At 65.9% G+C, this 11,692-nt stretch carries 14 protein-coding genes and 1 pseudogene; all 15 read left to right on the top strand.

All coding sequences use genetic code 11. From position 1 onward, the window contains the following. Positions 1–4: 4 nt before the first annotated feature. The gene (locus R2APBS1_RS09370; RefSeq protein ID WP_015447764.1) at positions 5–1,816 is read left to right on the top strand and encodes a single-stranded-DNA-specific exonuclease RecJ; all 1,812 of its coding nucleotides are present in this window, start codon (positions 5–7) and stop codon (positions 1,814–1,816) included. A 2-nt stretch (positions 1,817–1,818) separates the two neighbouring features. Next, the gene (locus tag R2APBS1_RS09365; RefSeq protein WP_051061167.1) at positions 1,819–2,238 is read left to right on the top strand and encodes a CFI-box-CTERM domain-containing protein; all 420 of its coding nucleotides are present in this window, start codon (positions 1,819–1,821) and stop codon (positions 2,236–2,238) included. Beyond that, positions 2,235–2,783 (top strand): PD-(D/E)XK nuclease family protein, encoded by a 549-nt coding sequence (locus tag R2APBS1_RS09360; protein ID WP_015447762.1) that lies wholly within the window; start codon positions 2,235–2,237, stop codon positions 2,781–2,783. The genes R2APBS1_RS09365 and R2APBS1_RS09360 overlap by 4 nt, the downstream gene beginning before the upstream one ends. Positions 2,784–2,909: 126 nt before the next feature. Further along, positions 2,910–3,182, top strand: a complete 273-nt coding sequence (locus R2APBS1_RS09355) for an HU family DNA-binding protein (protein ID WP_015447761.1) — start codon at positions 2,910–2,912, stop codon at positions 3,180–3,182. A gap of 117 nt (positions 3,183–3,299) precedes the next feature. Further along, a complete protein-coding gene (locus R2APBS1_RS09350) occupies positions 3,300–3,632 on the top strand; it encodes a hypothetical protein (protein ID WP_041676728.1) in 333 nt (110 codons plus the stop codon). 102 nt (positions 3,633–3,734) lie between these two features. Next, entirely contained in the window at positions 3,735–4,568 is an 834-nt protein-coding gene (locus R2APBS1_RS09345; RefSeq protein WP_157769718.1) for a hypothetical protein, read from the top strand. Next, entirely contained in the window at positions 4,568–6,559 is a 1,992-nt protein-coding gene (locus tag R2APBS1_RS09340) for a DEAD/DEAH box helicase family protein (protein WP_015447760.1), read from the top strand. Before R2APBS1_RS09345 ends, R2APBS1_RS09340 begins: the two co-directional genes overlap by 1 nt. Then, positions 6,552–7,583: a S49 family peptidase gene (locus R2APBS1_RS09335; protein WP_157769717.1), complete on the top strand. Its 1,032-nt coding sequence runs from the start codon at positions 6,552–6,554 to the stop codon at positions 7,581–7,583. Before R2APBS1_RS09340 ends, R2APBS1_RS09335 begins: the two co-directional genes overlap by 8 nt. A 353-nt stretch (positions 7,584–7,936) precedes the next feature. Further along, on the top strand, positions 7,937–8,572 hold the full coding sequence (locus tag R2APBS1_RS09330; RefSeq protein WP_015447758.1) for a hypothetical protein: 636 nt from the start codon (positions 7,937–7,939) through the stop codon (positions 8,570–8,572). Positions 8,573–8,657: 85 nt separating this feature from the next. Then, a complete protein-coding gene (locus tag R2APBS1_RS20080; RefSeq protein WP_015447757.1) occupies positions 8,658–8,840 on the top strand; it encodes a hypothetical protein in 183 nt (60 codons plus the stop codon). An 87-nt stretch (positions 8,841–8,927) separates the two neighbouring features. Further along, positions 8,928–9,158, top strand: a complete 231-nt coding sequence (locus tag R2APBS1_RS09320; protein ID WP_015447756.1) for a hypothetical protein — start codon at positions 8,928–8,930, stop codon at positions 9,156–9,158. 129 nt (positions 9,159–9,287) lie between these two features. Beyond that, a complete protein-coding gene (locus R2APBS1_RS09315) occupies positions 9,288–9,581 on the top strand; it encodes a hypothetical protein (RefSeq protein WP_015447755.1) in 294 nt (97 codons plus the stop codon). A 98-nt stretch (positions 9,582–9,679) separates the two neighbouring features. Then, entirely contained in the window at positions 9,680–9,892 is a 213-nt protein-coding gene (locus R2APBS1_RS09310) for a hypothetical protein (protein WP_157769716.1), read from the top strand. A gap of 230 nt (positions 9,893–10,122) precedes the next feature. Continuing rightward, on the top strand, positions 10,123–10,350 hold the full coding sequence (locus R2APBS1_RS09305) for a hypothetical protein (RefSeq protein ID WP_015447753.1): 228 nt from the start codon (positions 10,123–10,125) through the stop codon (positions 10,348–10,350). A 319-nt stretch (positions 10,351–10,669) separates the two neighbouring features. Continuing rightward, positions 10,670–11,626, top strand: a pseudogene (locus R2APBS1_RS09300) (ribonucleotide reductase N-terminal alpha domain-containing protein); the annotation flags it as partial. Positions 11,627–11,692 lie beyond the last annotated feature (66 nt).

Below are 11,692 nucleotides of genomic sequence, written 5' to 3'. Positions count from 1 at the left end.
AGGCATGAATAGCGCCTTGCAAGAAACCACCGCTTCGAGAGCCACCCGTCCATGGGCCGCACGCCCGCTCGCCGACGCCGTGTACGAGGCCGCCGTGGCGGAGGGTCGTTCGCACCTCCAGGCGACCGTGATTGCCGGTCGTCTGAATCGCCTTCCCGATGGGCGCCTGGCCGATCTGATCAACCCGCGGGCCGCGGACCTTCCGCGTGCGAGCGCGCTGCCGGACATTGCCCTGGCGACGGCATGCCTCGCCGATGCCATCGAGCAGGGGCAAGTCATTGCTGCCGTGCTCGACCATGACGCCGACGGCCAGAACTCTGGACTGGTGATCTGGCGCGCGATGACCGAGGCCTTCGCGGTGCCCCCGGAGCGCTTGCACGTGGTCACCAGCCATCGCCTCAAGGAAGGCTATGGTGTGTCCTCCCAGCTGGTGGAACGCATCCTTGCGCTCGACCCCAGGCCGACGTGCGTGCTTACTGCGGACCAAGGTTCGACCGATGAGCCGCGCGTCGCCGAGCTAGCGCGCCATGGGGTCAAGACCGTCGTCACGGACCACCATCACTTGCCGGAGGAAGGGCCGCCGCCATCGGCCGTTGCGTGCGTCAATCCTGCGCGCGACGACGCCACCGCATTTGGCGATCCAACGATCTGCGGCGCCATGGTGGCGTGGTACGTCATGGTGGCGCTGCAGCGTGAGCTGGCCCGCCGCGGTTTGCCTCACGGCACACCAGCGCAGCTGGTGGATCTCCTCAGCTTCGTCGCGGTCGCAACGTGCGGCGACTGCGTGGACCTTGGCATGAGCCACGCGAACCGCTGGGCCGTGCAGCAGGGCTTGGAGCGCATCGAGCGAGGCGGCCAGGCCATCTGGGAAGCCTTCGCGCCCTTCGTGCGCAACGAGTGGACTTCAACTTCGCTGTCCTTCCAGATCGTGCCGCGCCTGAACTCCGTCGGGCGCCTTGGCGATGCCAAGCGCGGCATCGAGGCGATGTGTTCGAGCAACCTGCGCGAGGCCTATGCCTGGGTGCAAACGCTCGATGACGCGAACCTCGAACGCAAGCGCGTCCAGGCCGAGCTGACCGAACGCGCCATGGAGATGGCGCAGCCGCAGATGGATCAGGGCGCTCCCGCCTTATGCCTGCCGTTCTACACGGGTGGGCACGCCGGCGTGCATGGCATTACCGCGAGTCGGATCGTGGACACCTTCGGTGTACCAACGGTCTGCTTGAGCCCGGTTGAAGGTGACCCGGACTGGATGACCGGGTCCATTCGCTCCGTGAAGGGGGCGCACGTCAAGCACCTCCTCGACGGCATCGCGCGCGAATACCCGCAACTGAACCTTCGGTACGGCGGTCATGCGATGGCTGGTGGCGTCAAAGTCCCCCGGGCGTTGGTATCCCAGTTCGCGATCGCCTGGGAGCTGGCGGTACAGGACGCTCTGGCGGATAGGCCGCCGCCGCCGCGCGAACACGATGGCAAGTTGCCGGTGCGCCCGTCGCGGCAGGCCGCCGCGGAGCTGGCAGAGCTGGCGCCGTACGGCCGTGGCTTTCCCGAGCCCGTCTTTGTCGTGGCCGGCGAAGTTAGTCGCATCCGCCCTCTCGGCAGGGACAACAAGCACCTGCAGATGGACGTGGCATTCCCTGATGGGCAGCGGGAGCGCATGGTCTGGTTCAATGCAGTGGGCGAGGATGGACAGCTGCCCATTGGGCCTGGCCACCACCGCTTCGCCTACCAGCTGACCGGAAGCACCTTCGCGCGCGGCCCAGGTTACGACCTCAAGATCGTCGCTTGCCTGGACGGTACAGGGGAATCAGATTGAGCTTGTCCAAGCACGACAGCATCTCCGCCACCGAACTGGCCACGCTGGGTCTGTGCGAGCAGCAGGCTGCCCTGGACCGGACGAACGGGAAGGGTCGCGCAACGGCGGACCAGCGCCGCTGGTTGGATGCCGGCACCGCTTCCCATGAACGGGCCCGCTTGGCTGCGCTGCGCGGAGCGGCAACCGATCGGCGATGCTTCATCGCCTCAGCGGTTTATGGCCCGGATGCGCCGCAGACGGACATCTTGCGGCGCTGGCGGGACCGCTCACTTCTCCCGACCCGCGCCGGCCGAGCCGTCGTTCGCTGCTATTACGCCCTGTCACCTCGCCTGGTTCCGGTGCTGCAGCGTTGCCCGCGTCTCGGCGCGGCGGCGCGCTGGGTGCTGAATCGCCTCGTCACGCGTATCGAGAGCCGGCCATGATGCTGCTCTGGGTATGTGTGCTGATCGTGGCGGCGACCGTGCTGGCCATGGCCTTGCGGTCTGCAGGCGACCCTTATGCGAGGGCCGAGGGTCGGCGCCCAGCCGACCTGGCCAACGCGCGGGTGGTCGAATCCAATGTGGCGCTGGCCATGACGTCGCCATTCAAGCTTCATGGAAGGCCGGATGTCGTCTACCTCACGGCGCGCGGCACGCTGGTGGTTCGAGAGGACAAGTCTGGGCTCCGTTTTCCCCACCCGGCCGCCGAAAGGATCCAGCTGTCCGTCTATGCCGCCATTCTGCGGCACAACCCGCCAGCGTCGCTGCGGGGCGTGCCGGTAGAGCCGTTCGGCTACGTTCGCTATGGCACACCAGGGCGAACGCGCATCCGCTGGCAGCGTGTCGCCCTCCTCACGGATGGCCAGCTGGCGGCGCTGGTGTTGCGCTATCACGCCCTGGCCCGCGGGGAAGCACCGCGCCGCACCCGCGACCGGGGCTATTGCGAGAAGGTCTGCCGGCACTTCAACCGTGGGTGCTCCGGCGCATGAGGCAAGTCGCCGCACCGACGGGCCGCGAGCATGGCGTTCAGGCGGGCGTGGCGCGCACGCCCGATGTCGGGGGCGCCCGTAGACTGGCCGTGCACCTGAGGCCACGGCAACGATTTCGCCCGCACGATGAAGACCGTCCATCTCGTATTCCTGATCCACGAAAAGACCGGCGTTCCAACGGCGGACGTGTCGCGCGTGCTGCGCGAGCTGGGCATTCTGACCAGCAACGAATTGCAGGCCAACGAAACGGTCTCGCTGCCGCTCCTCGGTCGACTCGTGCCGCTGGAGCAAACAGCCTTCGGCGAGAAGCGTCGGCGCGTCGTCACCTTCGAGCCGAGTCCCGCCTTGCGAAAGAAGCTGGCCAACCCATTCCGACGCCTTCGCAGCGTCACCAGCTGACGCAAGGGATCCCTCAATACGTGCGTCCGGCTGCAGGCGGATTACGATGTATAGCACGCCCGCCAGAATGCCGGAGGCGACGTGCAGCCGGTAGCTGCCTAACTAGAGGAATCTTCCATGATCGCGCTGCTCGAACTGATCCTTGTGATGTTCCTTTCCCCGGTCATCGTCCTCGGCGCTCTCTTGGCCGGCTTCGCCAATGCAATCCGGGAAATCTTCAATGTTCCATTGCTGGGTGTCGCAACCAGCGCGCTTGCGACGTCGGTCTTCTTGTGGAGTCAGCCCTCGCCGGATCCCCGCGTGCCATGGGTCACGCTTACGGAGGTCATCGCGCAAGTAAGCGTGCTCGGCGTGCCGTTGTGGGCGCTGATTGGCATAGCCGGCTGCGCGATCTTGGGCCTTTCCTTGTATGTCGGCGCTAGCGCACGCCACAGTGCGGTATCGAACTGACGAGGCTACGCCCTGACCACCACGACCGAGCGCGAGATTCTCAGCTACGCCACGGGCGACGGCCACACGACCGTCGCCGGTGGTGCGCCGCGGGTCGCCGTCGTGCTCTACCTGGCCGCTTGCGACGCGCATGCCCGGTCCAAGGAGGGAACGCCCATGGTGGCGGGCAAGCGCTTCACCGCGCCGAACGGGCATCCGGCGCTGGCTTGGGGTTGCGGTCCGCTGTACGGAATCAATCCGAAGGCGCCACGCTGGTTGATCTTGGAGGCCGAGCGTGTCGAAACGAGCGACCACGGCGCGCTGGTGTTCGATGCCACGGTAGTCTGCGACGGTGCGCGCGCCGACGCGCTGCGGTACCTCCATCATCACGGAGCTGCGGGCATGCCTTACCTGGGACGACGGCGCCGCGGTGGTGCGTTTGCGGTCCTGAGTTCGGGCAGCGCCGGCGAAGTCGAGGCAGGCCCCCATGCCACCGTGGCGGTTGCGGACGGGGCGGAGCTTCACCTGGATGCCGGCGCCACCGTCGCGACCGGGCGCGACAGCAAAGTGCAGGCGAACGAGTTCGCTCGCCTGTCGGTAGGCGACGGCTCGAAAGTGTTGACCGATCGCTATGCCACGATCGCCTCTGGCATGAATGCCGAGATCCAGGCCGGCGATGGCGCCATCATAGCGGCCGGCAGTATGACCAGGATCAAGGTCGGTGCCGGCGCCAGGGTGATGGTGGAGAGCGCCGGCTTCCTCGACCTCGGCCAGCGCAGCGTCGGTATCGGGCGCGCCGGTACGCGCTATCGCGGCGCGGACGGGGCCCAGTTTGTCGCCCTGGATGTCGTGGCGGACGGCGCCGTGACGGTCCTGACGGCGCGCGTCGGCGAGGCTGGCGTCGTCGCCGATCAGTGGTATCAGGTCAAGGACGGCCACTTCGAAGCAACCGATTAGTGAACGCCAGCGTATCTCCCAGCGCAGCCACAAGCACCTCGCCGCCGCAGGCGGCCGAGGCGCTGGGCCGCCTCGTCGAGGTCGGCCTCACTGAACCGTGGCACGTGGCTTTCCTGCTTCCCGAATCCTTCGCAGACTTCCGCAACGTGCAAGACGACGCGTTCGGCTTCGATGTAGGCATTTCGGTCGTCTTGGAAGGACAGGTCAGGCGCACGCCGGAGAGCCACTTTGGCAGCGGCTCACCGCGCACCACCGTGCCGATCGCGCTGGCCGACGGCACCGTGGTGACGTTGACGTGGTTCGGTGATGCGCGGGAGGTTGCCGCAACCCTGACGCCCGGTCGCCTGGTCGCGGTCCAAGGCCAGCTGAGCCAGTTCAACGGGCACTGGCAGATCAGCGGCCCCACGCTGGTGGAGCGGCGCTGGCGCGACCGGTGCCGTCCGAACTACGGCGGTCTCGGCAAGCGCATGCGCTCGGACACGCTTCGGGACCGGGTCGTCTCGCTACTGCGCGACCACTTGCCGGATGCTGAACACCGCTGTGGGTCGCTGCTACAGGGGCTGGCCACGGTGCCCGAGATGCTTGCGGCGATCCGGGTTCCCGCCGGTGTCGACGGGTTCGCACGGTTGATCGTGCGAGCACACTTTCCGCACGATCCGATCACCGGTCGATTGGCTATCGAGGCCATGGAGCGCTTTGCGGCGCTGGTGACACTCAAGCAGCTGGTGGACTCGCATGAGCGGGAAGCAAGGCCCCGCCGCGCCATGGCGCTGGCCCCGGATGCACGCCTGACCCAGTGGAAGTTCACGCCGAGCCCATCCCAACGCGCGGCGGTAGCCAAGCTCGCCGCCGTGTTCAGTCGCGGCACGGTGAGCACCGCGTTCCTGAGCGGCGATACCGGCACCGGCAAGAGCCTCACCTACCTCACCATTGCCGCCGCGGTCATTGATCAGCGAGGACGCGTCGCAGTGCTGGTACCGAATGAAGTGCTGGCGCGCCAGGTAGTGGATGTCGCCGGTTCCGTGTTCACGGATCTTTCGGTAGCGCTGGTCACGGGTGAGGCGAATGCGCCGGCGCGGGATGCCGCGCTCGTGGTGGGCACCACTGCCATGCTCAATCGCGACGTGGGTGTGTTCGACCTCGTGATTTGCGACGAACAGCAGAAGCTGGGCGCGGCCCAGCGCCGCCAGCTCGCGAGCGGGGAAGCCCATCAGCTGGAAGTGACGGCCACCGCGATTCCGCGCACGATGGCGCTGGCCAAGTTCGGCCTCATTGACACTGTTCACCTGCGCGAGGGCCACACGCGCAAGCGCATCTCCACGAAGCTGTGGGAGAAGGACGCTATGCGGGGGCTCTTCCAGGGCGTGCGCGAGACCATCGACCGCGGCGGTCGGGTGCTCGTCGTGTATCCCGCCATCAGCAGCAAGGGCGGTGGCGAGCTGCGCAGCATCGAAGCGGCACGCGACAAGTGGGAGCAAGCGTTTCCCGGCCAGGTGCGGGTCCTCACGGGGCGGACGAAAGGCACGCTCGTGGCGAGCCATATTTCGGACCTGCGCGACGGCACTGCTCGCATTGGCATCTGCACGAGTGTCATCGAGGTCGGTATCGACATCCCTGACATGCGACGCGTCGTGGTCGTGCACCCAGAACGATTCGGACTGACCACGTTGCATCAGTTCCGCGGCCGCCTCGCCCGGGAGGGCGGCGTCGGGAACTTCGACATGCTGCTCATGAAGCCCGCTTCCGACGATGTGCGTGAGCGCCTCGGCGTCATGGTCCGGACAAACGACGGCTATGAGCTGGCGGAGGCCGACCTTCGCCTACGCGGCCCTGGCGAAATGAAGGCAGGTGGGAAAAAGCAATCGGGAGGCGCGCTCTCGATTCTGTTTGGCCGCGAAATCAATCCGGACTACATCGAGGAGATGGAGCCGGTTCTACGGTCCTGGCTGCAACGCCGGACCGCCTCGACACGGAAAGACGACAGTGCCTGACCAACAGCTCCCGCCGAACCCGATTCCCACACCGCCATCGCCGAGCGAGCGGCTTGCCGTGGTCATGGAATCTCTGGAGCCGGCGCTCCTAAAGTTCATTACGACCGTCACGCGCGAACGGCGCAGCGGAGGCTTGTGGTCCCTCGTCAAGCGTGGCGGCCTCGTGCTGATGTTTCTCCTGGGTTTGATGATCTGGGCGCTGATCTATGGAACCGCCTTCGGGGTTCATCCGACCGTGATCGAACCGACGGTGGCGCAGCTGGAAATCGACGGGCAGATCGGCGCGGGCAACGTGACCAGTGCGGACACCGTCGTGCCGATGCTCCAGAGCCTCTGCAAGCAGCCCAACGTCAAGGGCCTCGTGCTGCACATCAACTCGCCCGGGGGCAGTCCTGGTGACGCTGAGCGAATCGGTGCCGCTGTGGATGCGTGCAAGCTGATGCCGCCCGGGAAGGATGCAAAGGCGAACCGGCAGCGACGGCGGGTGGTGGCGGTCATCGACGGCCTGGGCGCTAGCGCCGGCTACATGATCGCGTTGCACGGCGACGAGATCGTGGCCAACGCGACCGGCATGGTCGGATCTATCGGCGTCATCATCGAGGGGCTGAAATACGACGGACTCATGAAAAAGGTTGGCGTTTCCTCGTACGCCTACGCCTCCGGTCCGCTCAAGACCATGCTGTCGCCCTACGCCCTCGACACGCCGGCGCAGCAGGCCGTTGCCCAGCAACTGGCCGAATCGGCGATGCGGGTGTTTCAGTCGGAGGTGATCGCCAGGCGCCCGCAGCTGAATCGAGACACCCCCGACCTGTGGTCGGGCCGGGTCTGGGTGGCCGACGATGCCAGGGCGATCGGCCTCATTGACCGCGTGGGGCTGCTGGAGCCCACCGAGGCCCGCGAGTTTCCCTCCTTGCCAGTGCAATCGTTCCGCCCGACGCGCGACGTGCGCGGGCTGGTCAACCTGGATTCGTGGGTAGGGGCGATCCGCTCCAGCCTGATGGCTCGCCCGGTGCAGCTGCAGTGACGCCTGCCGGCCGTTGACAACGCCACGGGCGCGCGGCTAGGCTGTATTCGCGCCTAGTTTCATCAGGCGCCGGTCCACACCCCCGATGCGGTGTCGCGGCAAGAGTCAGCGGCGAACAGCGCCGCGACCGAGCCGCCGAAACAAGCGCTACTCCAGCGCCACGGCTTTGCTGCCGTATTCCGAATCTTCGAATCACCTCTCCTCTCTTGCCGTTGCGCGTTTCGCGCCGGCTTGCCTATGCGCGCTTTCCAGCGCGCGCATCAGCAAGGCGGTGCCGCCAACAGAGCAAATGGTCGCCTCGTGCGACTCGCTTGGACCAGCGATTGGGTCCGTATTTGAGAAGGAGAAGTTCCATGGTTATCCAGTTCGTCGGACTGTTGTCGATCGTTTTCATCGGCATGATGTTCGTGGGCAGGGCGATGATGTTTCTCGGCATCGCACCGACCCATAAGGCAAAGGAGATGATGTCCAAGAAGGACGATTCCACGATCAAAGCGTCGGCCAATGCCGCTGCCCCGACCGATGTCGACATGACGCCCCCTGTTCTGTCGCCGGAATCCGTCCTTGCAGTTCGTCCTTCGGCCAAAGAGCCGATCCTCGACCTGAAAGCCTTGGACCTCCCGTTCGAAGTGACCGCTGCCAGCGATCATCGCGATACGAAGTCCAGCAAGAAAGCCGGCCAGCAGCAGAAGACGCTGACCGCCAACGACGCCGCCTCCTGGTGGATGTCGATCAGCAGTGCGAAGCTCCGCAAGGCCGGCGAACCCATGGCGGTTCGTTCGACCGATCCGCAGCGCCGTGCCGAGTCCGTTCGTCGCCAGTCCCTGGCGATCGAGCAGGCAGCGCGCCAGCGCAAGGAAGAGATGGCCCAGGAGCGCAAGTTCCGCGCTCGCCTCAAGAAGTTCCGTCTGGGACTCCTGGAAGCGGCGCAGCGGGCCAGTGAGGATGCGCTCCTCGAGCGTCACCTGCAGGTGGAAGGCAGCATCTAAGCCTTTCATATCATCGACCCCGACGGGCACGCCCCGTCAGGGTCGTGCTCTGTCGGACCTTCTCTCAGGTACGGGAGCACACATCATGCGCAATGGCACCATTCGCCTCGATCTGTACGAGCGCAACGCTCGCGAGGCCGTAGCAAACGCGATTCGTCGCCAGGAAGAGCAAAACGTCCGGCGCGAGCTGGAACGTCACCTTCGTGATCCTCACTGCGGCGAGTTCCTCGCCAGCTTCGAGATGTCGCGTCGGTTCACCGAGCACTGATTTCCGCCGCATTTGCGGCATTCCACGTCCGAGCGGGACACCAACCCGCCAGGGTGGGGTGCGCTCTCAATCAAAGGAGTAAGGCAAATGTTGAGCAACGTCGAAAGGCTCGAGAGTGTCCTGAGTCAGCTGGGCCGTCCCGGCACCTGCGAAGCCACGATCGCCATCCTCAAAGGGATGTCGGCGGGCGAGCAGGCCAAGGTGGCCACGCAGTTCTCCACGCAGATGCGTGGTCTGACCCTGCAATACCCGCGTTTCGCTGCGGATGCCCCGATCGCCGCACAGGCGGCCGCGGACGCCGTGGCGCTGGGTCTCTGATCTCACAACGGATCGTCGACGGGAGTTCGCTCCCGTCCGACCCATTCATTCCTCTCCCCGCGCGGGTCTCTCCCCGCCGGGGCGAGCCGTCTGCCCGGGGCTTACCGAAGCCATGCTTCAGGAGTTCGTATGGGCATTCAGGCAAAGGAGCGGCAGGACGAGTTGTTCGACTTGAGGGTCGAACGTCGCCGCCTGCTGCTGGCATTGGCACTCGCCATCTGTGGTTCGGCGCAGGAGCAGAAGGAGGCTCGCACGATCCTTCTCGATCTCGCGGCCGAGCCGGCCATGGGGAAGATCCTCGTCGACGCGATCGGCGGGGCTCCCGAAAAGTTCGTGGACTACGCGGATGTCTTGGAGATGGCCAAGCGCAATACGGCGCCGGCGATCCACCTGGCACCCTCGCAGGTTCACGTGCGTGCATGACGTACTGCCCCACACGCGCTCGCGTTGGGGCACACCGCAGCGACTGGATTCCGGTCGCTGCGGTGTGCCCCAACCGGGCGTCTACGAGGAGCAACACCATGTCGCAGCAGCAGAACAGCCAGGCCACGCCGACCGAGTATCGCTTCGGCGCCGAGGTTTTCTCGATGGACACGGTGAGCTACCCCGATCGCGCTGCGAAATGGGTGCGTATGTGTTCTCAGACCCCGGCGTTGGCGGACCGCTTTGTCGACGTCTTCCTTGCCGCCCAGCTGACCATGCTGGCCCACGGGCTCCAGCCGGAGTTCCACTGAGCCGGGATGCGGGCGGATTCGGGATGGCCCCGCGCGGTTCGCCGCGCGGGGCGCCTCTCATCAGGTGATTGGGGCGTGCGCCGTCACGCAGTCCCCAGGCACTTGCCTGTCGCGTTTCCATGGCCACGCGCCATGCCCTGCTGGAGGGCTTCCAGACTTTTAACCCTGCGAGGGATGTCCGTCCCTCACCGGGCTGGCATGCCGTCGCTGCCTACGGGCGAGGAGGCAACATGCTGGACCGTGACGAAGTACGAGGCTTTCTCACGTTCCTCGATACCGCAAATCACCGCGAGTTGAGGGAACGCAGGAAGGCGCTGGAAGACATGGAGGGCGTTCTGCAGTGCGGCTCTGACTCGCGGAAAGACGTCCAATTCATGCTGCGCATGCTCCGTGAGGAGCAGGCCGCCAGGATCAACGTGGAGTGGTCGTCGGCTCGCCGGCGCTCGGGACAGGCGTGAGCTTGCCCCGTGGCATCAGCCGATCCACGGCCGCTCTCAGCTCGGCGTTGCTGCCGAGTGCCGCAAGTCGCACAGCCTGACGCTCAAGGGCGTCACGGCTGCCGTCAATCAGTTTCAACGTCGTAGGGCGGCTGTCCGTGGTCATGCATCAAGGATAGCTCTGCCAGCCTTTCACACAACCCCGCCGGGGACGCAGTCCCCGTGCCAAGGGGGCTCCGTCTCTGGTCGCTACCAAGCGCCCTCGCCGGGGCACACCCATGCCCCTGCGTCTGCGGGCGGTATCGGTGTGCCCCGGCGCGGGGTGTACCAGGAGAGAGTCATGAACGCAGTTAGCTTGCAACCCGCCCCGATCTCGCTGGGGCTTCAGCCGGCATCGCTGGACATCTGGGACAAGAAGTACCGTCTCAAGGATCTGGACGGCGAGCCGGTGGACATGACGGTGCAGAACACGCTCGAACGTGTCGCGACCGCCCTGGCGTCGGTGGAAAGGCCGGAAGTGCGCGAGCACTTCGCCCGGCAGTTCCTCTGGGCGCTGGAGAACGGTGCGATCCCGGCCGGGCGCATCATGTCCAACGTCGGCGCGTCGGCCTACAAGCCGGCGACCTCGACGATCAACTGCACGGTGTCGCAGACCATCCACGATTCGATGGACTCGATCATGGCCCGTGCACACGAAGCGGCAATGACGTTGAAAGCCGGCTGCGGTATCGGCTACGACTTCACGACGCTTCGGCCGAAGGGAGCGGTGGTCGCTGGCGCCGGAGCATCGACGTCGGGGCCGCTACCCTTCATGGACATCTTCGACAAGGTGTGCCAGACGGTCGCCTCCTCGGGTAACCGACGCGGTGCCCAGATGGGCGTGATGGACGTCGGGCATCCTGACGTCGAAGCCTTCATCCGCGCAAAGCGGGAGGCAGGGCGGCTGCGGCAGTTCAACCTGTCGTTGCTGATCACCTCGGCCTTCCTCGAGGCGGTGGAGAAGGATCTCGAGTGGCCCCTGGCATTCCCGGTCATGGCGATGGAGAAGTCGAAGCTCGATCTCGACGATCCGACGCAGGTGATCTGGCGTGAGTGGCCGGCGCAGTACGAGGGCTATACCGTCCGCGAGGATGGTCTGGTCGCGTGTCGCGTCTACCGCCGCATTCGCGCGCGGCAGCTCTGGAACCTGATCATGTCCAGCACGTACGATTTCGCCGAGCCGGGGTTCATCCTGATCGACAAGGTCAATGCGATGAACAACAACTGGTGGTGCGAGTCGATTCGTTCGACCAATCCGTAGACCATGCGGCCACGGGCAACAGCCCGCGGAAAACCCTCTCTGATCGACGTGGAAGCCCGGACG

It is taken from the genome of Rhodanobacter denitrificans (genome assembly GCF_000230695.2).
In the GTDB taxonomy this organism is placed as follows: Bacteria; Pseudomonadota; Gammaproteobacteria; order Xanthomonadales; family Rhodanobacteraceae; genus Rhodanobacter; species Rhodanobacter denitrificans.
The sequence above is the reverse complement of the archived record's forward strand: the minus strand, read 5'-3'. Positions and strand labels throughout refer to the sequence as shown.

Coding starts and splice junctions, on each gene's coding strand:
- R2APBS1_RS09370 (WP_015447764.1), top strand. CDS start 5: ATGAATAGCGCCTTGCAAGAAACCACCGCTTCGAGAGCCACCCGTCCA.
- R2APBS1_RS09360 (WP_015447762.1), top strand. CDS start 2,235: ATGATGCTGCTCTGGGTATGTGTGCTGATCGTGGCGGCGACCGTGCTG.
- R2APBS1_RS09355 (WP_015447761.1), top strand. CDS start 2,910: ATGAAGACCGTCCATCTCGTATTCCTGATCCACGAAAAGACCGGCGTT.
- R2APBS1_RS09350 (WP_041676728.1), top strand. CDS start 3,300: ATGATCGCGCTGCTCGAACTGATCCTTGTGATGTTCCTTTCCCCGGTC.
- R2APBS1_RS09330 (WP_015447758.1), top strand. CDS start 7,937: ATGGTTATCCAGTTCGTCGGACTGTTGTCGATCGTTTTCATCGGCATG.
- R2APBS1_RS20080 (WP_015447757.1), top strand. CDS start 8,658: ATGCGCAATGGCACCATTCGCCTCGATCTGTACGAGCGCAACGCTCGC.
- R2APBS1_RS09320 (WP_015447756.1), top strand. CDS start 8,928: ATGTTGAGCAACGTCGAAAGGCTCGAGAGTGTCCTGAGTCAGCTGGGC.
- R2APBS1_RS09315 (WP_015447755.1), top strand. CDS start 9,288: ATGGGCATTCAGGCAAAGGAGCGGCAGGACGAGTTGTTCGACTTGAGG.
- R2APBS1_RS09310 (WP_157769716.1), top strand. CDS start 9,680: ATGTCGCAGCAGCAGAACAGCCAGGCCACGCCGACCGAGTATCGCTTC.
- R2APBS1_RS09305 (WP_015447753.1), top strand. CDS start 10,123: ATGCTGGACCGTGACGAAGTACGAGGCTTTCTCACGTTCCTCGATACC.